The following is a 23,196-nucleotide window of genomic DNA, read 5'->3' on the forward strand; positions in this document are numbered from 1 at the left end:
GGCGTAAAACATGAAGACGTTCCCTCTACAAAGTTTGACGCTCGCGCAAGCACAACAAAAGCAGTTTGCGCTGGTGGATACGCTCTGCCGTCACTTTCCTGGCGCTGACTTTCTGGCCGGTGGCGATTTCGGGCTGACCCCGGGGCTGAATCAGCCCCGGGTCACGCAGCGTGTGGAAACGGTGCTGGCCGAGGCGTTTCATGCTGAAGCCGCCGTGCTGGTTCAGGGGGCTGGCACCGGGGCTATTCGCGCCGGGCTGGCCGCACTGCTCAAACCCGGGCAGCGGCTGCTGGTACACGACGCACCTGTGTATCCTACAACACAGGTGATCATCGAGCAGATGGGCATCACCCTGGTCAGGGCTGATTTCAACTGCCTCCCGGCAATCGCGCGTGCTGTTACGCAGTATCGCCCTGATGCCGCGCTGGTACAGCATACGCGGCAGCAACCGCAGGACCATTACGTTTTAGCAGATGTGTTGGCGGAAATAACACAATGCGGCGTACCGACGTTAACCGATGACAACTACGCGGTGATGAAAGTAGAGGGTATCGGCTGCGAATGCGGGGCGACGCTGTCCACCTTTTCCTGCTTTAAGCTCTTCGGCCCGGAAGGCGTAGGGGCGGTTGTTGGCAAGGCAGAGGTCATCGCTAAAATCCGTAACACCCTCTATTCCGGCGGCAGCCAGATTCAGGGGGCGCAGGCGCTCGAGGTACTTCGCGGTCTGGTTTTCGCACCGGTGATGCATGCGGTACAGGCTGGCGTTTCTGAGCGTCTGCTGAATCTGCTCGATAGTGGAGCGATACCTGAGGTGAAAAAAGCGGTTATTGCTAATGCCCAGTCGAAGGTGCTGATCGTGGAGTTTCACCAGCCAATTGCCGCTGGTGTGCTGGAAGAGGCACAAAAAAGAGGTGCGCTGCCATACCCGGTGGGAGCTGAGTCGAAGTATGAGATCCCTCCGCTGTTCTATCGCCTTTCGGGGACGTTTCGCGAAGCTAATCCGTTGCTGGGTGATTATGCGATTCGCATTAATCCTAACCGAAGTGGAGAAGAAACGGTGCTGCGTATTTTGCGCGAGAGCGTGAGCGCGATGATGTGTGAATGAGTAGCTAATCTATAAATGCAAAAACCGGGAAATTCCCGGTTTTTTTGTATCTGCGCAATCGCGTATATTATTGATTTGCAGCCGGGCCGCAGCCACCAATAATTTTAGAAATTGAAATCGCCGGATGGAATAAATAATCGTAGCTACAGTTGTTTTTTGTGTTTTCAATATGACCAGTACATGCGGTCAGCATAGCCAGTACACCTGCCACGATGGTGATTTTTGCAAATTTAAACATGATAAAATCCTTGTAAAATATCTATTTATTAAATGGATGAAATCCATTTCTCGGCGATTAAGATATCAACTAAGGAAGATTTTAAATAGTCCGAATAAGGACATGATAATGTTAGGATAAATTATATTTTTAATGAATTAAAATGCTATGAAATGTATCTATTTTTAATAAAATGATGAATGCTATGGATGATATTTTATTTAGATTAAATATTAACTTTTGTGAATCATAAATAAATGCCCTGAATATCAGGGCATTTATTAGCATTCAATTAATGATTCGAGAACCAGTTCAACTTATCGCGTAGTCCAACCACGCGACCGACGATAATCAGCGCCGGACTTTCAACCTGCTGTGCCAGCTCACCAAGCTGCGTTAGTACTCCGTTGACGACGCGTTGCTTGACGGAAGTCCCGTTCTCTACCAGCGCGACGGGCATATCAGGCTGCATGCCAAACTCGATCAATTTTTCCTGGATGGTAGCAGCCTGGTTCAGTCCCATATAGAACACCAGCGTCTGTTTCTCGGCCGCCAGGTTTTCCCAATCCAGCTCACCGCCGGTTTTCAGGTGTCCGGTAACCAGACGCACGCTCTGAGCGTAATCACGATGGGTCAGTGGAATGCCGGAATAGGCAGAACAACCAGAGGCTGCGGTAATACCAGGCACTACAGAGAATGGAATACCGGCATGGCACAGCGTTTCCAGCTCTTCGCCACCACGGCCAAAGATGAACGGGTCGCCACCTTTCAGTCGTACCACGCGCTTGCCCTGCTGTGCTTCACGCAGCAGGATCTGATTGATCTCTTCCTGCGGTACGCAGTGATAGCCCGCACGTTTGCCGACGAACACTCGGTCTGCATCGCGGCGGACAAGGTTCATGATGTCGTCGGAAACCAGGCGGTCATAAACCACGACATCCGCTTGCTGGATCTGCTGTAACCCTTTCAGCGTCAATAGTCCGGCATCGCCAGGACCGGCGCCAACCAGCACCACTTCACCACGGTGATCCAGCGGTTCGCTGAGCATTTGCTCGGTGGTTTCCTCGACGGCTTTTAGGTCATTGTTAGCCAGCGACTGCGCCAGGCGGTCATTCACGAACAATTTTTCCCAGAAGCGGCGACGTTCACCCATGCTGGCAAACTGTTTCTTCACCCGGGAGCGCAACTTGCCGGCATATTGTGCGACCTGGCCCAAATGCTGAGGCAGTACGGATTCAAGCCTTTCACGCAGCAGACGGGCAAGCACCGGCGATGTCCCGCCGGAGGAGACCGCCACCATCAGCGGCGAGCGGTCGATAATGGAGGGCATGATAAAACTGGCTGCTTTTGGCGCGTCGACCACGTTGCAGAAGATACGACGTGACTCCGCGGCGGTGCTGACGCTTTGGTTGACGGCATCGTCATCGGTGGCGGCAATAGCCAGCCAGCAGGTGTTGAGCAGGGACTCATCGAACGGTCCCTCAACCAGCGTCAGCATGCCTTCATCTGCCCATACTTTGAACTGCGGAATAAACGCCAGTGCATTAACCGTTAAACGGGCGCCCGCTTCCAGCAGTAACCGCGCTTTGCGTTCTGCGACATCACCACCGCCGACGATCAAGCAGTCGCGGTCACGTAGTTGACAAAATATAGGCAAATGGTCCACGACATTACCCCTTAATTAATTATTAGCAGCCGCCTCTGGCTGGTTGATTTTTGCCGGAGCCGGACGCTCCGATTTTGGCGTAGCATACCAATAACCTAATCCCATGAATACGACACCGGACAAAGTATTACCGAGTGTCACCCACAGCAGGTTATGACCAATTCCTGACAGGGTATAAGCTTCGCTGTGATGACCGAACCAGGAGAGGGCAAACAGCGTCATGTTGGCCACCGAGTGCTCGTAGCCGGAAGCGATAAACGCCAGCAGACACCACCAGATAGCGAGGAATTTTGCCGCGCCTTCGGTACGGATTGCCATCCATATTGCCAGACAAACCAACCAGTTACACAGTGCGCCTTTAAAGAACAGCACCGTTGCAGGCGCGGTGGTTTTCGCCAGCGCGACCGAATGGACGATGCTGGTATCGACCGGCAGCAGACTGCCGCCTCCCCAGCTATAAAGCAGGGCGACAAACACTGATCCGACCAGATTTCCCAGCCAGGTTTGCGGTAGGATAGCCCACATTTGGCCGTGGCTGATGGTGCCCGCTTTGACGCCAAGCGTCAGGAACATGGTGTGACCGGTAAACAGTTCTGAACCGGCAATAATAACCAGCGTTAAGGCGATACCAAAGGTTGCACCCATCACCAGCGGACGTACGGACGGGTCGAGCAGGTTACCGAGGGTAAAAATAAGGATGATGCCGAGGCCAACATAGGCCCCTGCCATTGCCGAACTGACCCAGAACCCGAGCGGGTTATTTGCCGACAGGCGTGCGATGCGCGCAGCGTTAGCCGCACACTTATTGATAGTGTCTGTGAACATGTGTTGATTATCCTTTTCTCACTTCATCCTTTGCACTGCCTCTTTGTTGGCAGCCCTCGCTCACCCCAGTCACATAGTGAACTATGCTCCTGGGGGTTTGCTCAGTTGCCGCCGCGATGCAGCACAAATGATTTTGTGATAACAATTACAATGAAAAAAATACAAAAAAGGGGAGGCGTTGCGCCTCCCAAAAATTAATTAACCGCGCAGTTGCACCGTGCCGTCTTTCACTCGCGCTTCGTAATGTTTCACGGAGAACTGTTCGTCTTCCATGCACAGTCCGTCGCTTAAACGAAAACGCTGTTTTTTCAGCGGGCTGGCAACCCACAATTCGCCCTGGTGTTCAGCAATCAGCCCACGAGAAAGCACGCTGGACTCAAAGAACGGGTCGATGTTGCTGATCGCAAACACCTGGTCGCTGTGATACGGGCGGAAAATCGCAACCTGCTCGTTACCTAACAGGGCGCAGACGCCTGTTGCAGGCAGAATGTCATCGATTTTGCAGATGTTTTTCCACTGGCTCATGCGTTTTCCTCCACCAGAGTCACCGGGATACGCTCATAAGGCGTGGCCGGACGATGTTGTTCACGTTCAGGCACAACCTGGACATTCGGATCGCGTTTATCGCTGTTGATAAAGTGTTTGAAGCGAACCTGCGCGGATGGAGTGTTAACGGTTTCTGTCCACTCGCAGACCACCGCTTCACGCAGACGGGCCATCTCTTCTTCAAGATGCTGGTTCAGGCCCAGCTTGTCGTCGATGATGACGGACTTCAGATACTCGATACCGCCTTCCAGATTGTCTAACCACGGTGCGGTGCGGGTCAGTTTGTCGGCGGTACGGATGTAGAACATCATGAAACGATCAAGATACTTGAGCAGCGTTTCGCGATCGATATCTGCTGCCAGCAGGTCTGCATGGCGAGGTTTCATCCCGCCGTTACCGCAAACGTACAGGTTCCAGCCTTTCTCAGTGGCGATGATACCCACGTCTTTGCCCTGAGCTTCCGCACATTCGCGGGTACAACCGGAGACGCCGAATTTCATTTTGTGCGGGGTACGAATGCCTTTGTAGCGATTTTCCAGCTCCACGCCGAAGCCGACGCTATCGCCGACGCCATAACGACACCAGGTGCTACCTACGCAGGTTTTCGCCATACGCAGCGCTTTGGCATACGCGTGGCCGGTTTCAAAACCCGCTTCAATCAGCTGACGCCAGATTTCCGGCAGGTCATCTTTCTGCGCGCCGAACAGACCGATACGCTGAGAACCGGTAATTTTGGTGTACAGGTTAAACTCACGCGCGATACGGCCCACGGCCACCAGGCCTTCAGGGGTAATTTCACCGCCCGCAGAGCGCGGGATCACGGAGTAAGTACCGTCTTTCTGGATGTTAGCCAGGAAGTTGTCGTTGGTGTCCTGCAGCGGCGTGTGCTGTGGTTTGAGGATGTACTCATTCCAGCAGGACGCCAGCAGAGAACCCACGGTAGGTTTACACACTTCGCAGCCGTAGCCTTTCCCGTGTTTGGCCAGCAACTCTTCGAAAGTTTTAATGCCTTCTACGCGGATCAGGTGGAACAGTTCCTGACGTGAATACGGGAAGTGTTCGCACAGGTTGTTGTTAACTTCGATACCCTGTTTCGCCAGTTCGGCGTTCAGGACCTGCGTTACCAGCGGGATACACCCGCCACATCCGGTACCGGCTTTGGTTTCCGCTTTCAGCGCCGCAACGGTATGGCAGCCTTTGTTGATAGCGGCAACCAGCATGCCTTTGGTGACGTCAAAGCAGGAGCAAATCTGCGCGCTGTCCGGCAGTTTATCGACACCGATAGATGGCTTACCGCTGCCCGCATGTGCTGGCAGAATCAGTGAATCTGGATTTTCCGGCAGTTCAATGGCGTTCAGCACCAACTGCAGCAGATTGCCGTAATCGCTGGTGTCGCCAACCAGAACCGCGCCGAGCAGGGTTTTGTTATCTTCGCTAACGATCAGGCGTTTGTAGACTTCTTTGCTTTCGTCGAGATAGACATAGCTACGTGCGCCCGGCGTGCGAGCATGCGCGTCGCCAATACCGCCGACGTCAACGCCGAGCAGCTTCAGCTTGGCGCTCAGGTCCGCGCCTTCAAAGGCGTTTTCAGTTTCGAGAATATGGTCAACGGCAACCTGCGCCATTTTGTAGCCAGGAGCGACCAGACCATACACGCGGTTGTTCCAGCTTGCGCATTCGCCGATGGCATAGATGTCCGGGTCAGAAGTCTGGCAGGTGTCGTTAATGACGATACCGCCGCGTGGCGCGACGTCAAGGCCGCACTGGGTGGCCAGTTTGTCGCGTGGACGAATACCGGTAGAGAAGACGATGAAATCGACTTCCAGTTCGCTACCGTCGGCAAAACGCATGGTTTTGCGCGCTTCGGTGCCTTCCTGAACGATCTCTTTGGTGTTTTTGCTGGTGTGCACACGCACGCCCATGCTTTCAATTTTGCGACGTAACTGCTCGCCACCCATATGATCCAGCTGTTCAGCCATCAGCATTGGGGCGAATTCAATCACGTGGGTTTCAACGCCGAGGCTTTTCAGCGCACCAGCGGCTTCCAGGCCCAGCAGGCCACCGCCGACCACGGCACCGCGTTTGCTACGGCGCGCGCAAGACTCAATCGCGTTGAGGTCTTCGATGGTGCGGTAAACGAAGCAGTCCTGGGTTTCCGAACCTTTAATCGGTGGGATCCACGGGTAAGAGCCCGTCGCCATGATTAGCTTATCGTAGTAAACCGTACGACCTGCGCTGGAGTGGATTACTTTCTCCTGGCGGTTAATGGTAATTGCGCGCTCGCCCACTAACACCTTAACGCCGTGCTTCTCGTAGAATCCTTCACGCACCAGAGAAAGCTCTTCGGCGGTGTGGTGGGAGAAGTAGGAAGACAGGTGTACGCGGTCGTATGCTTTGCGGGGTTCTTCACAGAAGACGGTAATATCAAAATTGGCAGCGTCGGATTTATCAAGAAGATCCTCAATAAAGCGATGGCCGACCATACCATTACCGATAATAGCGAGTCTGACTTTGCTCATTTTTGCCTCGATTTCTTTTCTATTACTGCCTACCTTAACGATTCAGCAACCGCACTTATTGATGCAAATCAAATTCGCCCTTATATACTCCTTAAGAGGTATATAACTGATTTGTCAGCATTTTTATAAGTGACGGAATTATTTGAGTTTTCGTGTTTGTACAAATAGCGTACAAATTAAGGGGTTTTTGTAAGAATTGGCCTACATGACCAGAGAAAGAAGAGAGGAGGCGAAAATATGCCGGGTGATGTGGATACCATCCGGCAGTGTGTAGGCCGGGCTAGCGAAGCGCCCCCGGCACTGAAATTAATGCGTTGCTGGCGCGTTATGCTGGCGATGACGCGTGACGAAGCCAAGAATAAAGCACATTACGAATACAACCGCATATAAGCCGTTAGCCGTCTGCAATGCCGCCTGTGGGCCGCTATGTGCCACAATAGGGCCGGTTACCACGAAGGTGAGCATAGTACCGATGGTGCCGCAGGTCAGAACGAAGTTAACCAGTTTGGGTGAGGCGACCTTCGTCTGCTGGGATCCAAGGGTAATGATGGTGGTATAAATCGCGCTGGAGAAGAAGCCCAGCGTTAGAATGAACCACGGCATATGTTCCGGCGTACCCGTGATAAACAGATACATCAGTACGGTGGCCAGACCCGCCAGTACGGTCAGGATGCGTTGCAAATCGAAGAAACGCAGAATGAAGCTAAACGCCCACATGCCAACCATGTAAGACATCCAGAAGTCGCTGACCAGTTTACCTGCGTCGTTCAGGCTCATACCCAGGCTTTTGGCGTATTCCGGAACCCAGGAGATAAAGCCCAACTGACCGAGGATGTAGCACAGTGCGGCGATCGCCAGAAACAGCACGCCAATCCCCCATTTTTCTTTTACTACCGGCGCATCTGACTGCTGAGCGTGTTTACCCAGTGCCGGAAATTCACAACCGAAGGTCAGCAGGAAAATGGCGACGTATACCAGGCCGATGCAGGCATAGACCCAATACCATTCGATGCTGCGCGCTAACAGGAACGCGGCAACCATCGGGAAAATCATACCGGCCATGCTGAAGAAGGAGTCAGTAAACAGCAAGCGGGAACCGCGCTGGCGACCTTCGTACATTTGAGTTACCAGGAACGTACCAATCGACATGGTTATACCGCTCACAAGACCCAATACAAACATGGCGGCAGAGAACAAGGCCAGGCTATGGCTGAGCATCAGTCCGGCGACTGCCAGTACCATCAGGATAAAGCCGAAGCGCAACTGGGTTTTCAGGGGCACGATTTCCATTAACCATGCATTCAGAAAGATAGAGATCAGAATGCCGGCATTCAGGAAGGTGAAGGTGTTACTCATGCTGGAAACGGGCAAATGGAAGTAATCTGCGATGTTTCCCATCACCATCCCGGTGACAATTACCAACGCACCTGTCAGGGCGTAGGAGAGAAAGCTAATCCATGTGAGCTTGATGCGATTGCTGTTAGTCATGACTGGCCTGTATAGAAGTGTAAGGCGCATTGACTGCGCCGTGAGCGGGCAGATTTTAGGCGCTTTTGTGATGTATTTAAATATTTATTGGTAATGACTTTGTTTATTACATTTTTGTATGTGATCTAAATCACATTGATTCATGCGGCAGTAAGGTTACATTTGTTTCAAGTACGTAAAATTAGGTAAAGGGATGGCCTTGTCCTTGAAGGCTCTTTAGAATCAATTCACTTGCTTCATTTCTGCTCTTGTTAAGGAATTCTCATGCTCAAATCGACTCTGGCGGCTGTTGCAGCTGTTCTCGCTCTTTCTGCTCTCTCTCCCGCAGCACTGGCAGCAAAAGGTGATCCTCATGTTCTGCTGACAACCTCTGCTGGTAACATTGAGCTGGAGCTGAACAGTCAGAAAGCCCCGGTTTCAGTGCAAAACTTTGTCGATTATGTCAACAGCGGTTTCTATAACAACACTACGTTCCACCGTGTGATCCCTGGCTTCATGGTGCAGGGTGGCGGTTTTACCGAGCAGATGCAGCAGAAGAAACCTAACCCGCCAATCAAGAATGAAGCCGATAACGGACTGCGTAACACCCGCGGCACGATTGCTATGGCGCGTACAGCGGATAAAGACAGCGCGACCAGCCAGTTCTTTATCAACATTGCAGACAACGCTTTCCTCGATCACGGCCAGCGCGACTTTGGCTATGCTGTCTTCGGAAAAGTTGTGAAAGGTATGGATGTCGCGGATAAGATCTCTCAGGTACAGACCCATGATGTCGGTCCATACCAGAATGTTCCGTCAAAACCGATTGTTATCCTTTCTGCTAAAGTTCTGCCGTAATCGTATCTCGCGCGGGTAGTTCTTGCCCGCGTTCCCCCCTCTCTCTGCGTAACCCGAAATTGCTGCTTATACTTGTGGCAAGTGTCGGCTCATTCAGGGAGGTCACGTGAAAAAACTCACCGATAAACAAAAGTCCAGGCTGTGGGAACAGCGGCGAAACGCTAATTTCCAGGCCAGCCGACGGCTGGAAGGCGTAGATATTCTACGGGTTACTCTGAGTGCTGAAGACGCTCTGGCGCGTCTTGAAGAGCTGAGGAGGCACTATGAGCGATAAATTCGGTGATGGTCGCGACCCGTATTTATATCCGGGCCTGAATGTCATGCGTAACCGTCTGGGGATTCATCAGGCGCAGCGTTTGGCGCAGGCGGCTTATGAACTGACGGCGCTGCGTGCGGCGACTATCGAATTGGGGCCGCTTAAACGGGGCTTACCGCACCTGTGCGCCATTCATCGCCAGCTGTATCGGGATATTTTTGACTGGGCGGGACACCTGCGCGAAGTCGATATTTACCAGGGCGATACTCGCTTTTGCCATTTCGCCTATATCGAGAAAGAGGGCAATGCACTGATGCAGGACCTGGAAGATGAGTCCTGGCTGGTGGGATTACCGGAAGACAAGTTTGTCGATCGTCTTGCGCACTATTATTGCGAAATCAATGTGCTGCATCCGTTTCGCATTGGTAGCGGTCTGGCGCAGCGTATTTTCTTCGAACAGTTAGCGATTCATGCAGGGTATGTGCTGAGCTGGGATGGCATTCCGGTTGAGGAGTGGAATCAGGCTAATCAGAGCGGGGCGATGGGTGACCTGTCTGCACTGCGGGCGATATTTCGTAAAGTGGTAAGTGAAGCACCGGAAACTGAGTAGAATAGCGCGGTTCTTATGTACCGGAGCCGCCATGATCCTGCTTATCGATAACTATGATTCTTTTACCTGGAACCTGTACCAATACTTCTGCGAACTGGGGGCTGATGTCCTTGTCAGGCGCAACGACGATCTGACGCTGGCGCAAATTGACGCGCTGAGCCCGCAAAAAATCGTCATTTCCCCGGGACCCTGTACGCCGGATGACGCCGGTATTTCGCTGGAGGTTATTCGCTATTTCGCAGGGAAGATCCCTCTGCTGGGCGTTTGTCTGGGGCACCAGGCGATGGCGCAGGCCTTTGGCGCGACCGTGGTTCGGGCGGCGAAAGTGATGCATGGTAAAACGTCGCCGATTACGCATAACGGGCAGGGCGTTTTTCAGGGGCTCGCCAATCCATTAACGGTAACGCGCTACCATTCTCTGGTGGTTGCTCCCGAAACCCTTCCTGACTGCTTTGAGGTGACCGCCTGGAGTGAAACGCAGGAGATCATGGGTATTCGCCACCGGGAGTGGGATATGGAAGGGGTGCAGTTTCACCCGGAGAGCATTCTCAGCGAACAGGGGCATCAGCTGCTGGCTAATTTCCTCAACCGGTGATTTGTGGTTGCTATTCAGTGATTTTTTATTCATATTTTGTGATTATAATTTCACTAGCATTTCTGCTTAACAGGGTGGTAATGACATGGCAACTGAACAAACTGCAATTACACGCGCGACATTCGATGAAGTGATTCTGCCGATTTATGCACCGGCTGAGTTTATCCCGGTAAAAGGGAAAGGGAGTCGAGTATGGGATCAACAGGGTAAAGAGTATGTTGATTTCGCGGGCGGCATTGCAGTTACCGCGTTAGGGCATTGCCATCCTGCGCTGGTTGAGGCGTTAAAAACCCAGGGTGAAACCCTGTGGCATACCAGCAACGTTTTCACCAACGAACCTGCGTTGCGCTTAGGCCGTAAAATCATTGAGGCAACATTCGCCGAACGCGTACTGTTCATGAACTCCGGTACCGAAGCTAACGAAACCGCCTTTAAGCTGGCGCGCCACTATGCCTGCGTGCGTCATAGCCCGTTCAAAACCAAAATCATTGCCTTCCATAACGCGTTTCACGGCCGCTCGCTGTTTACCGTATCCGTCGGCGGGCAGCCGAAATATTCCGACGGCTTTGGACCAAAGCCGGCAGATATCATCCATGTCCCGTTTAACGATCTGCATGCGGTCAAAGCGGTGATGGACGATCACACCTGCGCGGTGGTGATCGAGCCTATTCAGGGCGAGGGTGGCGTTACTGCGGCAACGCCGGCATTCCTGCAAGGCTTGCGTGAGCTCTGTGATCAGCACCAGGCGCTGTTGGTATTTGATGAAGTACAGAGCGGGATGGGGCGTACTGGCTCACTGTTTGCCTATATGCACTACGGCGTGACGCCGGATATCCTGACCAGCGCCAAGGCGCTCGGTGGCGGTTTCCCGGTGAGCGCGGTGCTGACCACCCAGGAGATTGCCTCCGCGTTCCACGTGGGTTCACACGGCTCCACATACGGCGGTAACCCGCTGGCCTGCGCGGTTGCGGGAGCTGCGTTTGATATCATCAACACGCCGGAAGTGCTGGAAGGTATTCAGGCCAAACGCCAGGCGTTTGTTCAGCATTTGCAGAAAATTGACCAGCAGTTTGACATTTTCAGCGACATTCGCGGTATGGGACTGCTGATTGGCGCCGAACTGAAGCCGCAGTTTAAAGGCCGGGCGCGTGATTTCTTGTACGCCGCGGCGAATGAAGGCGTGATGGTACTGAACGCCGGACCGGACGTGATGCGTTTCGCGCCGTCGCTGGTGGTGGAGCAGACCGATATCGATGAAGGGATGCAGCGCTTCGCGCAGGCCGTGGCGAAGGTGGTGGGCTGATTGCCGGATGGCGGCGCGAGCGCCTTATCCGGCCTACAGGGTAAGGTGTGATTCGTAGGCCGGATAAGCGTAGCGCATCCGGCAGTCGACCTTAACCTTTCATGTCCCGCAACCGGCGGCTCAGCCAGATCCCGTGGTGCGGTCGCTGACGCCATGCTACCGACGAAATGGTATGCATGGTGTTCAGATGCCCCAAAACCCGCTGCAGATGCTGCTCAAGGGTGCTTAAAGGCCCATGGGACAGCATCTCTGGCGCCTCAAGAATATTCACATCGCCGGAGCTTCCGGGTCCGTCATATTCCAGCCGCTGCTGACAGCGCTGGATCGCAATTTCACAGGACTCCAGATAACGCTGCGCCAAATCCGGCGTCAGCATCGTATGTTCCCTTGCCAGCGTAGTCATTGCGTTGATGTGTTCGACGATGAACTGACTATGCGTAACCCACAGTTTCATGTCCGCCAGATAGTGCGAGTTGAACCCAGGCTCCTGCATCGCCTGGTTCAGCGAGTTGAACAGCGTGTTATGCGCCTGGTTGACCCGCATGCGTTGATACGCTAGCGGTGTGGCCTGGGGATCATTGCTAAGAATCAGTCGAATGGCCTCCTGATCGGCTTCTAACGCATCGTGGGCGTTTTTACGCAGTAAACCGCTCTGCCACTGCGGCCACAGCCAGAGCATCCCGCCAAAAGCGATTAGGCAGCCAGTGACCGTATCGATAAACCGCGGCACGATAAACTGTTCCCCGTTCAGTGTCAGCAGTTGCAGGGTATATACCGCGGTGACGGTAAAGCCGACGGTAGCCCAGCCGTAGTTTTTGCGGATGGTCAGATAACTCACCAGGGTTATCAGTAGCATGCCTGCCAGCGTGTAACCTTCCTGAATATGAAAGTGCAGCGTGACGCCGGCGATCACCAGACCGACGAGCGTCCCTACTGAACGGTGTAAGATACGTACCCGGGTTGCCCCGTAGCCATTTTGCGTGACAAACAGGATTGTCATCAAAATCCAATAGGGTTTTGGCAGGTGTAAGGCGCTGCCCATCAGGCTGGCAATGCTCAACATGACGCTGATGCGTCCGGCATTACGCAGCGCCGGGGATTTCAACGACAGATAGCTTTTCAGGGCAGGGATCAGCGGCAGCCGACGCTGCTTGTCAGCCATTAAATCACGGGCATACAGTGGCCGCTGGGTGCGTAGCACACGGGCAATACGGCTGAAGTGCCAGTAGCAAAATTGACCCACCGGATTGTCCGGATGCTGGTTGGCGATTTTCTCCAGCGTGCCAATCTGCTTTTCCATTGAGAAACGGGTCGGTAAGCGGTGATACAAAATATCATCGGCCAGTACGCGAAGGCGTTCGGCGACGGTGCGCGCATTCCAGCGAATCACTTGTTCGGCGTGGCTACGTTCGACCAGCTTTTGCACCTCTTCCGGCTGGTGGAGGCTAACGGAAATATGTTCCTGTAAATCGAGCGCCTCCTGAAAGGCACGTAGCAGGCGCTTATAATCGTTGTTGCGATGCGCCGACAGCATATGCATTTGCTGATAGCACTGGGTAATTAAATCCACCGCTTTTTGCTGGCGCACCAGCAGGGGAGGCAGCGCTTTTTCTGGGTCGGCATGCTGGGTCAGCATGCTGTACTTGGCCTCACAGTAATCGGCTAATTCGCGGTACAACAAGCTGAGCGACTCACGCAGCGGCTGCTCGCGCCACATCCAGAACCAGAACCAGTTGAACAGGCCATACCACAATGTGCCCAGCGCGTAGATTAGCAGCGGCTCCCAGACGGGCATGTTACCTGCCAGACTGAGTGTGAAAATTGCCGCGATAAGCGAGGCAGGTAGTAGTCGCGCATGCAGAGGGCCTAATTCTGCGGTTACACCAAGAATCAGCGTCAGGCCGGTGAGGATCAGCGGCAGCGGTATAGTCTGTGCCAGCAGTAATTGCATGATCAGACTGCATCCGGCAAACAAAGACGCGCCAATCACTAAGCGTTTGAAAAAGCGCTTATGCGGGGTATCAAGACCGGCAATATTGCAGCAGGCAGGGACGAGGGAAAAGAGGAGTCCCAGATGAAGCTGACCAATGATCAGGCCGACGGCCACAGGTAAACATAGCACCAGCGTTTGTCGTAGTGCGTAGTTGATCTCTGGGTGGTATATCAGTCTTCGCCACATCGGAGCAAACAAAAGTGGCGCATTACGGGGTAACGCGCCACTTCGATGGGGTTAACGTGTGCCGTAGACGACGATGGTCTTACCGTGTGCGGAGATCAGGTTCTGATCTTCCAGCATCTTCAGAATACGACCGACGGTCTCACGGGAGCAGCCAACGATCTGGCCGATTTCCTGACGGGTGATTTTAATCTGCATGCCGTCCGGGTGGGTCATCGCATCAGGCTGTTTCGCCAGATTCAGCAGAGTCTGCGCGATACGACCGGTAACGTCGAGGAAGGCAAGGTTGCCCACTTTTTCAGACGTGACCTGCAGACGGCGAGCCATCTGAGAGGACAGGCGCATCAGAATATCTGGATTGACCTGGATTAATTGGCGAAATTTTTTGTAGGAAATTTCAGCGACTTCACATGCAGTTTTAGCACGGACCCAGGCGCTGCGTTCCTGACCTTCTTCGAAGAGGCCTAATTCACCAATAAAATCGCCCTGATTCAGATAAGAAAGGATCATTTCTTTCCCTTCTTCATCTTTGATCAGCACTGCCACTGAGCCTTTAACGATGTAGTACAACGTTTCCGCTTTTTCACCCTGGTGAATCAGCGTGCTCTTCGATGGGTACTTATGAATATGGCAATGAGACAAGAACCATTCGAGAGTCGGGTCTGTTTGCGGTTTGCCAAGCACCATGCGCGGTTATCCTCTGTTATAAGCTGTCTCCAGAGCCAAAAAACATCCTGTCTCTGGGTTTGCAAAAATGTGCTTCCCGCTACCTGGGAAGGGGGCTGTCAATACGTGCGACGGCCTGTAATGTGATGTCCTCTGCATACATGCAGTACGTCAATGTATTACTGTAGCATCCCGACTGTTTTAGCATAGCTTTCGCCGTGTGTCTCCTGGTGTCTCGCTTCAGCATGACGCAGGTCGCCTTCCGTTGCGAGATTTGTTGTGTGCGCGTAATCTGTCAGGAAAATTGATGCATCGGAGTAATAAAATATGCAAGCACGTGTTAAGTGGGTTGAAGGGCTGACCTTCCTCGGTGAGTCCGCCTCTGGCCACCAGATTTTGATGGACGGTAATTCCGGTGATAAAGCGCCGAGCCCGATGGAAATGGTCTTAATGGCTGCGGGTGGTTGCAGCGCAATTGATGTGGTGTCGATCCTGCAAAAGGGTCGTCAGGATGTGACCAACTGCGAAGTGAAGCTGACCTCCGAGCGTCGTGATGAAGCGCCGCGCCTGTTTACCCATATCAACCTGCATTTCATCGTAACGGGTAACGATCTGAAAGATGCGTCCGTCGCACGTGCGGTCGATCTTTCGGCGGAAAAATACTGCTCCGTGGCGCTGATGCTGGAAAAGGCGGTGAACATTACCCACTCCTATGAAGTGGTTGCCGCGTAATTGCTGATGCCGGATGGCGGCGTTGCCTTATCCGGCCTACAGGGTGATGTTGAGTCGTAGGCCCGATAAGCGAAGCGCCATCGGGCGCTTTCCACATATCACTCTATCTTTTTGCCTTCCATCAGTCGCTGCACCAGCGGCAGCATAATCAATTCCATCGCCAGACCCATTTTTCCGCCCGGTACGACCAACGTATTGATATGAGAAATGAATGAGCCCTGCAGCATGGCCAGTAGCCACGGGAAGTCGATCCCTTCCAGATTACGAAAATGAATAACGACAAAGCTTTCATCGAGTGACGGAATGCTCTTGGCGGCAAAGGGATTAGAGGTATCGACGGTTGGTACGCGTTGGAAGTTGATATGCGTACGGGAAAACTGTGGCGTGATGTAATTGATGTAATCGTCCATTGAGCGCACCACCGAGTCCATCACCGCTTCACGCGAGTGTCCACGCTCGCTGGTATCGCGGATCAGCTTCTGGATCCACTCCAGGTTCACGATTGGCACCACGCCAACCAGCAGATCGACATGCCGGGCCACATTTTGCTGAGGGGTGACAACGCCGCCGTGAAGTCCCTCATAGAACAGGACATCCGTCGGTTCAGGCAGCGGCTGCCAGGGCGTGAATGTCCCCGGAACCTGATTCCACGGTACTGCTTCATCGTAGGTGTGCAGGTATTTACGCGACTGACCTTTGCCCGTCTGGCCGTATTCAATGAAGGTTTGCTCCAGCAGACCGAAGTCGTTAGCTTCGGGGCCGAAATAGCTGATATGCCGCCCGGCATCGCGTGCTTTGCGAATCGCCATGTCCATTTCCGGACGGGTATAGCGGTGAAAACTGTCACCTTCCACCTCGGCGGCGCGCAGGTTTAACTGCGCGAAAATTTTACGAAACGCGAGGCTGGTGGTGGTGGTCCCCGCGCCGCTGGATCCTGTTACCGCAATCACCGGATGTTTGGCAGACATAACAACTCCATGAAATGGTTGTAATTATAGTAAAGTCGGCCGACGGCTACGGATTACTCGTGAATCTGCTTCCTCGGCATAATGTTGACCGTTTCATGCAGTTCGGACCACACCAGCACGGCTTCACCTGATTGTAGTTGGCGTTTGACGTCGGCGACTTTTTGTTCGAGCGAGCGTTCATGTTCACCGTAATCGGTGCCTTCACGCAAGACAAAGCTTTCAATCAGATTGTCCAGCGCGTCCGGAGAGATATCTTGCCATGGGATAATCATGATGACGCCTCCAGATACGTTGTCAGCCAGTCCGGGATTCTTGATTCCAGCCACATCTCAGGACGGCACACTGTGCCACCAATAAATCCGACGTGGCCGCCATGTTCAGTCAGCTGATATTCCACCTGCGAAGGCAGATTTTCCGGTTTCGGGATCACGTGATGATCCATAAACGGATCGTCTTTAGCATGGATAATCAGCGTTGGTTTGGCGATCCGATTGAGCAACGGCATGGCGCTGCACTGGCGGTAATAGTCTATAGCATCGGCGAAACCGTGGATTTTGGCGGTGATCAGATCGTCAAAATCGCGAATGCGGCGCAAAGATTTCAACTGGGCCAGACTTACCGGCAGCGAACCTGGATACGCCTCAAGCTTACGCGAGGCGTTGGCTTTCAATAAATTGAGCAGGTAGCGCTGATAGACACGGGAAAAGCCCTTGTCCATATGGTAGCTACAGGCTTCGAGCACGAAAGGCGCAGAAACGATAACCGCTGCATCTATCGGAATATCGTTGCCTTCTTTTGCCAGCAGACAAGCCAGCATGTTTCCACCGAGTGAATAACCTACCGCGGCGGTCGGTGCGCGACCGAACTCACGATCCAGCCAGTGTAAAAACCAGGTGCCATCTTCTGTTTCACCGGAGTGATAAATACGGTTCAAACGATTGGGCTCACCACTGCAACCGCGAAAATGCATTACCACGCCCAGCCAGCCGCGCTTTTGTGCTGCTTCAATCAGGCCATGTGCGTAGGGGCTGTTCAGACTACCTTCCAGACCGTGAAAAACCACCAGGCGCGGTTTGTGTTTCGCCTGTTGCGGATCTTCACTCCACGCCAGATCGACGAAATCGCCGTCGGGCAATTCCAGACGCTGCCAGTGGGCGTCGAACTTCACCTTACGGCGAATTAATCGCGGCAGCATCGTCTGCAGATGGCAGTTACTGATACCGCGCATCGGGCGGAATTCTCGCGAATCGTCGGTAGGTGGGGTCATTTCTGTGGACGTGATTTCAACCATAACACCGGAGCAATTAATAATCGGAAAGAATAACTATACCGCGCACAGCGCGTGCGGGTTAGCCAATATGTGATTTTGTCGCTAGTCAGTCAGCAGGTTACGCGAGAAAAAATGAAAATCGACGTTAGGTTTACGTCGCCACAGGCGGGCTTTACGCGTCCCTGTCGCCACGCTTTCTCCAGTATCTTCAAACATTCCTGACGCTTCAAAGCGACGAATCAGACTTTTACGCTGGATCGACTGACCGAGGATCACCTCAGTGGCTTCGAGTAGTTGCCCATGGGTAAATGTTTCTGGCAAGCAGTACACTGGCAGGAGCGAGTACATCGTTTTTTGCCGCAAGCGATGCAGCGCCGCTGTAATGATTTTCTCGTGATCAAACGCGAGTGAATAGTTTTTCAGCTCATCAACCGGCACCCAACGGGCATTGCTGACGCTGGCGATATGGGGCGCGCAGTCTACCCAGGCGATTAGTGCAAACCAGGTGACCGTCAGGCTCCAGCCGCGCGGGTCACGATCAGGCCCGGAAAAGGTATCCAGTTGTTCCAGCCACGAAGGCGAAACACCCGTTTTTTCAGTGAGTTTGCGCAGCGCGGTGGTACGGGTTGAATCATCGTTTTCGATATCAATAAAGCCGCCGGGTAATCCCCAACGTCCTTTTTGCGGCTGCTTTGCCCGCTCGACCAGTAATACGCACAGCGCCTGTTGATGCAGGGTAAATAACACACTATCTACTGTCACCAGAGGTGAAGGGAAGCGGCTGGCGTCGTACTGATTCAGGTAGTCGGCTTCGGTGGTCATAAGGTACTCACGATGATTTGTAACGCTGATAAGTGTACCAGCCCGGCAACGGGGGGCAAGGTTCGTTTTTTCTCATTACTTATCAGTGGATTAACTAACAGCTTAAAAATAATTCATTTTCTGCTTGCTTAATATGTGTCTTAGGGACACTATTAATTGTGTCGAAGGGACACAATTAAGGGGTGAGCGCGATGAACATAAAATTGACACTAACTTTGGACGACCAGGTCTATGCCGTTGCCAGCGGTGTTTTTCCTGATGGTGCTGTCTGGTTAAAAGTCACCGATGCGTTGCCAACCTTTGCTCGCCTGATGCGCATCCGTGCCACGGCTATGCGCGATATGAACGATTTTATGCTGCTGGCGCAACTGGTTGAGGCGGTCCGTCATCAGACCGATGTACTGGTCAGCCATCTCGACCTTCCCTGGCTGCCGTGGGCGCGTCAGGACAGACATATGGTATCGGGTGACAGCTTTGCGCTGAAAGTCTTCGCCAGTCAGCTCAATACGTTGAAATTTGACAAGGTCAACGTGCTCGACCCGCACAGTGACGCGGCGGCGGCTGCAATCGACAACTTTGTGGCGATCCCCCAGGAGGTTTGCCTGATGCAAAGCGCGTCATTATCGCGGCTGTTTCAGCAAAACGCGCTGATGTTGGTTGCTCCCGATGCAGGATCGCTGAAGAAGATTGATGCCGTAGCCAGAGCGGCCGGTGTGGAGCAGTACGCCATCCTGAGCAAAAAACGTGATGTGGCAAGCGGCAGCCTGACGGGATTTGCGTTATTGGCCGGAGACGTCAGGGGGAGGGATCTGCTGATTGTCGACGACCTGTGTGATGCTGGCGGCACCTTCATAGGTTCTGCGCAGGTGCTACGTGATGCCGGTGCCCGCAGCGTTAGCCTGTACGTCACCCACGGGATCTTTTCTAAGGGCGTTGAACACCTGTTTGCTAACGGTATTGACGCCATCTACACCACCACTTCTTTAGCTGCCCCGACGCTGGAACATCCGCAGCTTGAACTTATCGATATTGACGCGATTTACCGCGCCTGAGGGAGACACCTGTTATGAAAATGAATCCAATTTTAGCTATCGACGGCTACAAAGTGTCTCACCGCGTGCAGTATCCGCAGGGCACCCGTCGCGTGTATTCCAACTTTACCCCACGCAGCGATCGCTTTTTCTCCTCGCCGTTGGCGGATGGCAAACTGGTATTTTTCGGCCTGCAGGGGTTTATGCAGTGGTTTTTAGTCGACCTGTTTAATGAGGCGTTCTTTGCCCGCCCGGAAGATGAGGTTGTGAGTGAATACAAACAGGTCATGGATAGCTATCTCGGCAAAGATGCAGTGGCGGTGGACCATATTCGTGCATTGCATCAGTTGGGCTATCTGCCGCTGCACATCAAGGCGCTGGATGAAGGTAGCAAAGTCCCAATGACGGTGCCGGTTTTAACCATTATCAACACCAAACCCGAATTTTTCTGGCTGGTGAATTACCTGGAGACCGTCCTGTCGGCGGAATTGTGGAAAGCGTCGACAAACGCCACGATTGCTCACCATTACCGCAAAATCTGCGCACGCTGGGCACAGAAAACCTGTAGCGACCAGACGCATCTTGACTTCCAGTGCCATGACTTTTCATTTCGCGGTATGTCCGGATTACAGGACACCATGCAGGCGGGCAGTGGGCATTTGTTGAGCTTTAAAGGGACCGACAGTATTCCATCTCTGTTGTACGCCCGCGATTACTACACCGACGGCGAGCCCTATTTTATCGGCGCCAGCATTCCAGCTACTGAACACAGCGTGATGTGTATGGGCGAGCGCGAGCATGAGATTGAAACCTTCCGCCGCCTGATTGCCGATCTTTACCCGCAAGGATTTGTATCGATAGTATCTGATACCTGGGACTACTGGCAGGTGCTGATGGAATTTACCCGCGAACTGAAGAGCATCATTCTGGCGCGTGAAGGTCGTGTGGTATTCCGTCCGGATAGCAGCAACCCGGTAGAGATTCTGTGCGGTACTGGCGAAGATAACGATACAAGCAGCGATCGTACCGCTCAGGAGAAAGGGTCCGTGGAAGTGCTGTGGGAGATTTTTGGCGGTACGATTAACGCCAAAGGTTACAAGGTGCTCGACCCGCATGTTGGACTGATTTATGGCGACTCCATCACCCTTGAGCGAGCGAATGAGATCCTGCGTCGTCTGGAAGCGAAAGGCTTTGCCAGTTCAAACGTCGTGTTTGGCGTCGGTTCCTTTACCTATCAGTACAACACGCGTGACACCTTCGGTTTTGCGATGAAAGCGACGTGGGGAGAAGTCGACGGCAAAGGCCGGACGATTTTCAAAGAGCCGAAAACCGATAATGGCCTGAAGCGTTCAGCCCGTGGTCTGCTTCGCGTCACGCGTGATGAGCAAGGGGAATTGCGTCTGCATGATGAACAAACCTGGAAACAAGAGCAGGAAGGGGAGCTGAAAACTCGTTTTCTCAACGGCAAGCTGTTTAACCGCGAGCATTTCGAAGAAATCCGCCAGCGTCTGGCGATGCAGGGATAATTCAACAAAAATGCCGGATAGGACGTATTGGCGTCAGATCCGGCAATTATGACTACTCGGCGAGCATCTGCTCAAGCTGCTCCTGAGCCTCCAGCCAGGCCATTTCACACTCTTCCAGTCCGGATTTCGCACTGGCCTGCTGCTGCAGACAAGCGGTGAGTTCGGCTTTGCGGCTTTGGTCGTACAGTTCGCTGTCGCCGAGTTTCTCTTCCGCCTGAGCTAACTGCGCGTGCAGTTTCTCCATCTCTTTTTCCAGACGGGTGATCTCTTTGCGCAGCGGTTGCGTCAGAGTGCGCAGTTCCGCTTCACGACGCTTCTGGTCTTTACGTGCCTGGGCGCTGTTAACGCTCTCTTTCGCTGGTTCGTCGCTCTGATTTTCCTGTTTCTGCACATCGCTCAGCCACTGCTGATAATCCTCCAGATCGCCGTCAAACGGCTCGACTTTCTTGTCGTGTACCAGATAGAGGTCGTCGGTGGTGGAGCGGATCAGGTGACGGTCGTGCGAGACGACAACCAGCGCGCCTTCAAAATCGATCAGCGCTTCGGTCAGCGCCTGACGCATATCTAAGTCCAGGTGGTTGGTCGGTTCATCGAGCAGCAGCAGGTTCGGGCGCTGCCAGACGATCAATGCCAGCACCAGACGCGCCTTTTCACCACCGGAGAAGCGGCGAGTCTCTTCGCTGACTTTATCGCCCTGGAAGCCGAATCCACCCAGGTAGTCTCGTAGTTTCTGCTCCAGCTCCTGCGGCGCCATGCGCGCCAGATGCTGAATTGGTGATTCATCGGCGCGTAAAAACTCCAGCTGGTGCTGCGCGAAGTAGCCCAGCTTGATGCCTTTCGCCAGGCCAATCTCGCCGCTGATGGGGGCCAGTTCGCCGGCCAGCAGCTTAATCAGCGTCGATTTACCCGCGCCGTTGCGACCGAGCAGACCGATGCGGGAACCCGGCACCAGGTTCAGTTTGATCGAATCGAGAATGACGCGATCGCCGTAGCCAGCGCTGACCTTTTCCATCTTCAGCAGCGGGTTTGGCAGGCTTTCCGGTTCACGGAAGCTGAAGTGGAACGGGTTGTCCACGTGCGCTGGGGCAATCAGCTCCATGCGTTCCAGCATTTTGATACGACTCTGCGCCTGTTTTGCTTTCGTTGCTTTAGCGCGGAAACGATCGATATAGCTTTGCAGATGTGCCACGCGCTCCTGCTGGCTTTCGTACATTGCCTGTTGCTGCGCGAGGCGGGTCGCACGCTGTATTTCAAACGCGCTGTAGTTGCCGGTGTACTCGAACATGGTTTGCTGTTCGATATGAATAATTTTGTCCACCACCGGATCGAGGAAGTCGCGGTCGTGGGAGATCAAGATCAGCGTGCCCTGATAGCTTTTCAGCCATCTTTCCAGCCAGATCACCGCGTCGAGATCGAGGTGGTTGGTAGGTTCATCGAGCAGTAGTAGGTCTGAACGGCAAATCAGCGCCTGGGCCAGGTTGAGGCGCATACGCCAGCCACCGGAGAAGTCGCTGACCGGCCGTTCAAGCTGTTCGTTGGAGAAACCGAGGCCATGCAGCAGGCTGGCGGCGCGTGAACGCACGGTCCAGGCGTCGATGGCATCCAGCTTGCCATGGACAGTGGCAATGGCATGTCCATCGTTACGTTCGTTGGCGTCGTTCAACTGCGCTTCCAGTTGACGATATTCGCGGTCACCGTCAATGACGTACTCCAGCGCGGGCTGTGGCAACGCAGGCGTTTCCTGATTCACCCACGCGAGCTGCCAGTTTCCCGGATAGGTAAATCCTCCAGCGTCGGCGCTGAGTTCATTTTTCAGCAATGCCAGCAGGGTAGATTTACCGCAGCCATTTTTACCCACCAGGCCAACCTTCTGCCCTGGATTAATGGTGGCCGTGGCATTGTCCAGCAAGACGCGCACGCCGCGACGAATTTGTAACGATGAGAAAACAATCATAAGGCGCCGTATGTTCAGACTATGTTAATTTATCATTATGATAATGTAATGTGCGGGCCGTTTGCCGCACCGAGGCGCAATGGT

At 53.4% G+C, this 23,196-nt stretch carries 22 protein-coding genes; 9 read left to right on the forward strand and 13 right to left on the reverse strand.

Going from position 1 to position 23,196, the window contains the following annotated elements; all coding sequences use genetic code 11:
• Nucleotides 1-10 precede the first annotated feature (10 nt).
• Nucleotides 11-1,105, forward strand: a complete 1,095-nt coding sequence (locus tag GFB57_RS06295) for an aminotransferase class V-fold PLP-dependent enzyme (RefSeq protein WP_003023582.1) — start codon at nucleotides 11-13, stop codon at nucleotides 1,103-1,105.
• Nucleotides 1,106-1,172: 67 nt separating this feature from the next.
• On the opposite strand, the gene GFB57_RS06300 is transcribed toward GFB57_RS06295, so the two are convergent.
• The 6 genes from GFB57_RS06300 to tsgA all read right to left on the reverse strand — a co-directional run bounded on the left by GFB57_RS06300 (nucleotide 1,173) and on the right by tsgA (nucleotide 8,366).
• Nucleotides 1,173-1,343: a YhfL family protein gene (locus GFB57_RS06300; protein ID WP_003023584.1), complete on the reverse strand. Its 171-nt coding sequence runs from the start codon at nucleotides 1,341-1,343 to the stop codon at nucleotides 1,173-1,175.
• A gap of 271 nt (nucleotides 1,344-1,614) precedes the next feature.
• Nucleotides 1,615-2,988, reverse strand: coding sequence for a siroheme synthase CysG (gene cysG / locus GFB57_RS06305; protein ID WP_003023586.1), 1,374 nt, complete (start codon nucleotides 2,986-2,988; stop codon nucleotides 1,615-1,617).
• A 15-nt stretch (nucleotides 2,989-3,003) separates the two neighbouring features.
• On the reverse strand, nucleotides 3,004-3,813 hold the full coding sequence (nirC, locus tag GFB57_RS06310; protein WP_003023587.1) for a nitrite transporter NirC: 810 nt from the start codon (nucleotides 3,811-3,813) through the stop codon (nucleotides 3,004-3,006).
• A gap of 198 nt (nucleotides 3,814-4,011) precedes the next feature.
• The gene (gene nirD, locus GFB57_RS06315) at nucleotides 4,012-4,338 is read right to left on the reverse strand and encodes a nitrite reductase small subunit NirD (RefSeq protein ID WP_003023590.1); all 327 of its coding nucleotides are present in this window, start codon (nucleotides 4,336-4,338) and stop codon (nucleotides 4,012-4,014) included.
• Complete coding sequence (nirB, locus tag GFB57_RS06320) at nucleotides 4,335-6,878, reverse strand: NADPH-nitrite reductase large subunit (RefSeq protein WP_003023592.1); 2,544 nt, start codon at nucleotides 6,876-6,878, stop codon at nucleotides 4,335-4,337. The genes nirD and nirB overlap by 4 nt, the downstream gene beginning before the upstream one ends.
• 306 nt (nucleotides 6,879-7,184) lie before the next feature.
• Nucleotides 7,185-8,366, reverse strand: a complete 1,182-nt coding sequence (tsgA, locus tag GFB57_RS06325) for an MFS transporter TsgA (protein WP_003023593.1) — start codon at nucleotides 8,364-8,366, stop codon at nucleotides 7,185-7,187.
• A gap of 264 nt (nucleotides 8,367-8,630) precedes the next feature.
• Here tsgA and ppiA point away from each other — a divergent pair, with 264 nt between their 5' ends.
• The 5 genes from ppiA to GFB57_RS06350 all read left to right on the forward strand — a co-directional run bounded on the left by ppiA (nucleotide 8,631) and on the right by GFB57_RS06350 (nucleotide 11,967).
• The gene (gene ppiA, locus GFB57_RS06330) at nucleotides 8,631-9,203 is read left to right on the forward strand and encodes a peptidylprolyl isomerase A (protein WP_003023595.1); all 573 of its coding nucleotides are present in this window, start codon (nucleotides 8,631-8,633) and stop codon (nucleotides 9,201-9,203) included.
• A 106-nt stretch (nucleotides 9,204-9,309) separates the two neighbouring features.
• Nucleotides 9,310-9,477 carry a YhfG family protein gene (locus tag GFB57_RS06335; protein WP_003023597.1) on the forward strand — a complete coding sequence of 56 codons (168 nt, stop codon included), beginning with the start codon at nucleotides 9,310-9,312 and terminating at the stop codon, nucleotides 9,475-9,477.
• Nucleotides 9,467-10,069, forward strand: coding sequence for a putative adenosine monophosphate-protein transferase Fic (locus GFB57_RS06340; protein WP_003023599.1), 603 nt, complete (start codon nucleotides 9,467-9,469; stop codon nucleotides 10,067-10,069). Before GFB57_RS06335 ends, GFB57_RS06340 begins: the two co-directional genes overlap by 11 nt.
• Before the next feature lie 31 nt (nucleotides 10,070-10,100).
• Entirely contained in the window at nucleotides 10,101-10,664 is a 564-nt protein-coding gene (gene pabA, locus GFB57_RS06345) for an aminodeoxychorismate synthase component 2 (RefSeq protein WP_003023601.1), read from the forward strand.
• 85 nt (nucleotides 10,665-10,749) lie between these two features.
• Nucleotides 10,750-11,967, forward strand: coding sequence for an aspartate aminotransferase family protein (locus GFB57_RS06350; RefSeq protein WP_003023603.1), 1,218 nt, complete (start codon nucleotides 10,750-10,752; stop codon nucleotides 11,965-11,967).
• Nucleotides 11,968-12,058: 91 nt separating this feature from the next.
• Here GFB57_RS06350 and GFB57_RS06355 read toward each other — a convergent pair whose 3' ends face one another.
• The gene (locus tag GFB57_RS06355) at nucleotides 12,059-14,146 is read right to left on the reverse strand and encodes a YccS/YhfK family putative transporter (protein WP_003023605.1); all 2,088 of its coding nucleotides are present in this window, start codon (nucleotides 14,144-14,146) and stop codon (nucleotides 12,059-12,061) included.
• A 51-nt stretch (nucleotides 14,147-14,197) separates the two neighbouring features.
• Nucleotides 14,198-14,830 carry a cAMP-activated global transcriptional regulator CRP gene (crp, locus tag GFB57_RS06360; protein ID WP_000242758.1) on the reverse strand — a complete coding sequence of 211 codons (633 nt, stop codon included), beginning with the start codon at nucleotides 14,828-14,830 and terminating at the stop codon, nucleotides 14,198-14,200.
• A gap of 306 nt (nucleotides 14,831-15,136) precedes the next feature.
• Here crp and GFB57_RS06365 point away from each other — a divergent pair, with 306 nt between their 5' ends.
• On the forward strand, nucleotides 15,137-15,541 hold the full coding sequence (locus GFB57_RS06365) for an OsmC family protein (RefSeq protein ID WP_003023611.1): 405 nt from the start codon (nucleotides 15,137-15,139) through the stop codon (nucleotides 15,539-15,541).
• Nucleotides 15,542-15,639: 98 nt separating this feature from the next.
• Here the strand turns inward: GFB57_RS06365 and GFB57_RS06370 are convergent, their stop codons facing one another.
• The 4 genes from GFB57_RS06370 to GFB57_RS06385 all read right to left on the reverse strand — a co-directional run bounded on the left by GFB57_RS06370 (nucleotide 15,640) and on the right by GFB57_RS06385 (nucleotide 18,601).
• Nucleotides 15,640-16,509, reverse strand: coding sequence for a phosphoribulokinase (locus tag GFB57_RS06370; protein ID WP_003023614.1), 870 nt, complete (start codon nucleotides 16,507-16,509; stop codon nucleotides 15,640-15,642).
• Nucleotides 16,510-16,562: 53 nt separating this feature from the next.
• Nucleotides 16,563-16,781 carry a YheU family protein gene (locus GFB57_RS06375; RefSeq protein WP_003023615.1) on the reverse strand — a complete coding sequence of 73 codons (219 nt, stop codon included), beginning with the start codon at nucleotides 16,779-16,781 and terminating at the stop codon, nucleotides 16,563-16,565.
• A complete protein-coding gene (locus GFB57_RS06380; RefSeq protein WP_003023617.1) occupies nucleotides 16,778-17,800 on the reverse strand; it encodes a hydrolase in 1,023 nt (340 codons plus the stop codon). Before GFB57_RS06380 ends, GFB57_RS06375 begins: the two co-directional genes overlap by 4 nt.
• An 81-nt stretch (nucleotides 17,801-17,881) precedes the next feature.
• A complete protein-coding gene (locus GFB57_RS06385; RefSeq protein WP_003023620.1) occupies nucleotides 17,882-18,601 on the reverse strand; it encodes an NUDIX domain-containing protein in 720 nt (239 codons plus the stop codon).
• 191 nt (nucleotides 18,602-18,792) lie between these two features.
• Here GFB57_RS06385 and prs point away from each other — a divergent pair, with 191 nt between their 5' ends.
• Nucleotides 18,793-19,653, forward strand: a complete 861-nt coding sequence (gene prs / locus GFB57_RS06390) for a ribose-phosphate diphosphokinase (RefSeq protein ID WP_003023622.1) — start codon at nucleotides 18,793-18,795, stop codon at nucleotides 19,651-19,653.
• A gap of 14 nt (nucleotides 19,654-19,667) precedes the next feature.
• Nucleotides 19,668-21,158 carry a nicotinate phosphoribosyltransferase gene (locus GFB57_RS06395; protein WP_290366945.1) on the forward strand — a complete coding sequence of 497 codons (1,491 nt, stop codon included), beginning with the start codon at nucleotides 19,668-19,670 and terminating at the stop codon, nucleotides 21,156-21,158.
• A 52-nt stretch (nucleotides 21,159-21,210) separates the two neighbouring features.
• Here the strand turns inward: GFB57_RS06395 and GFB57_RS06400 are convergent, their stop codons facing one another.
• Nucleotides 21,211-23,112 (reverse strand): ABC transporter ATP-binding protein, encoded by a 1,902-nt coding sequence (locus GFB57_RS06400; RefSeq protein ID WP_003023627.1) that lies wholly within the window; start codon nucleotides 23,110-23,112, stop codon nucleotides 21,211-21,213.
• Nucleotides 23,113-23,196: the final 84 nt, after the last annotated feature.

The organism is Citrobacter sp. S39 (genome assembly GCF_009495675.1).
GTDB lineage: Bacteria > Pseudomonadota > Gammaproteobacteria > Enterobacterales > Enterobacteriaceae > Citrobacter > Citrobacter freundii.

Excerpts from the sequence above, each read along its gene's own strand:
- GFB57_RS06295 (WP_003023582.1), top strand. The coding sequence starts at position 11 with ATGAAGACGTTCCCTCTACAAAGTTTGACGCTCGCGCAAGCACAACAA.
- GFB57_RS06300 (WP_003023584.1), bottom strand. The coding sequence starts at position 1,343 with ATGTTTAAATTTGCAAAAATCACCATCGTGGCAGGTGTACTGGCTATG.
- nirC (WP_003023587.1), bottom strand. The coding sequence starts at position 3,813 with ATGTTCACAGACACTATCAATAAGTGTGCGGCTAACGCTGCGCGCATC.
- nirD (WP_003023590.1), bottom strand. The coding sequence starts at position 4,338 with ATGAGCCAGTGGAAAAACATCTGCAAAATCGATGACATTCTGCCTGCA.
- nirB (WP_003023592.1), bottom strand. The coding sequence starts at position 6,878 with ATGAGCAAAGTCAGACTCGCTATTATCGGTAATGGTATGGTCGGCCAT.
- tsgA (WP_003023593.1), bottom strand. The coding sequence starts at position 8,366 with ATGACTAACAGCAATCGCATCAAGCTCACATGGATTAGCTTTCTCTCC.
- ppiA (WP_003023595.1), top strand. The coding sequence starts at position 8,631 with ATGCTCAAATCGACTCTGGCGGCTGTTGCAGCTGTTCTCGCTCTTTCT.
- GFB57_RS06340 (WP_003023599.1), top strand. The coding sequence starts at position 9,467 with ATGAGCGATAAATTCGGTGATGGTCGCGACCCGTATTTATATCCGGGC.
- pabA (WP_003023601.1), top strand. The coding sequence starts at position 10,101 with ATGATCCTGCTTATCGATAACTATGATTCTTTTACCTGGAACCTGTAC.
- GFB57_RS06350 (WP_003023603.1), top strand. The coding sequence starts at position 10,750 with ATGGCAACTGAACAAACTGCAATTACACGCGCGACATTCGATGAAGTG.
- GFB57_RS06355 (WP_003023605.1), bottom strand. The coding sequence starts at position 14,146 with ATGTGGCGAAGACTGATATACCACCCAGAGATCAACTACGCACTACGA.
- crp (WP_000242758.1), bottom strand. The coding sequence starts at position 14,830 with ATGGTGCTTGGCAAACCGCAAACAGACCCGACTCTCGAATGGTTCTTG.
- GFB57_RS06365 (WP_003023611.1), top strand. The coding sequence starts at position 15,137 with ATGCAAGCACGTGTTAAGTGGGTTGAAGGGCTGACCTTCCTCGGTGAG.
- GFB57_RS06370 (WP_003023614.1), bottom strand. The coding sequence starts at position 16,509 with ATGTCTGCCAAACATCCGGTGATTGCGGTAACAGGATCCAGCGGCGCG.
- GFB57_RS06375 (WP_003023615.1), bottom strand. The coding sequence starts at position 16,781 with ATGATTATCCCATGGCAAGATATCTCTCCGGACGCGCTGGACAATCTG.
- GFB57_RS06380 (WP_003023617.1), bottom strand. The coding sequence starts at position 17,800 with ATGGTTGAAATCACGTCCACAGAAATGACCCCACCTACCGACGATTCG.
- GFB57_RS06385 (WP_003023620.1), bottom strand. The coding sequence starts at position 18,601 with ATGACCACCGAAGCCGACTACCTGAATCAGTACGACGCCAGCCGCTTC.
- prs (WP_003023622.1), top strand. The coding sequence starts at position 18,793 with ATGAACATAAAATTGACACTAACTTTGGACGACCAGGTCTATGCCGTT.
- GFB57_RS06395 (WP_290366945.1), top strand. The coding sequence starts at position 19,668 with ATGAAAATGAATCCAATTTTAGCTATCGACGGCTACAAAGTGTCTCAC.
- GFB57_RS06400 (WP_003023627.1), bottom strand. The coding sequence starts at position 23,112 with ATGATTGTTTTCTCATCGTTACAAATTCGTCGCGGCGTGCGCGTCTTG.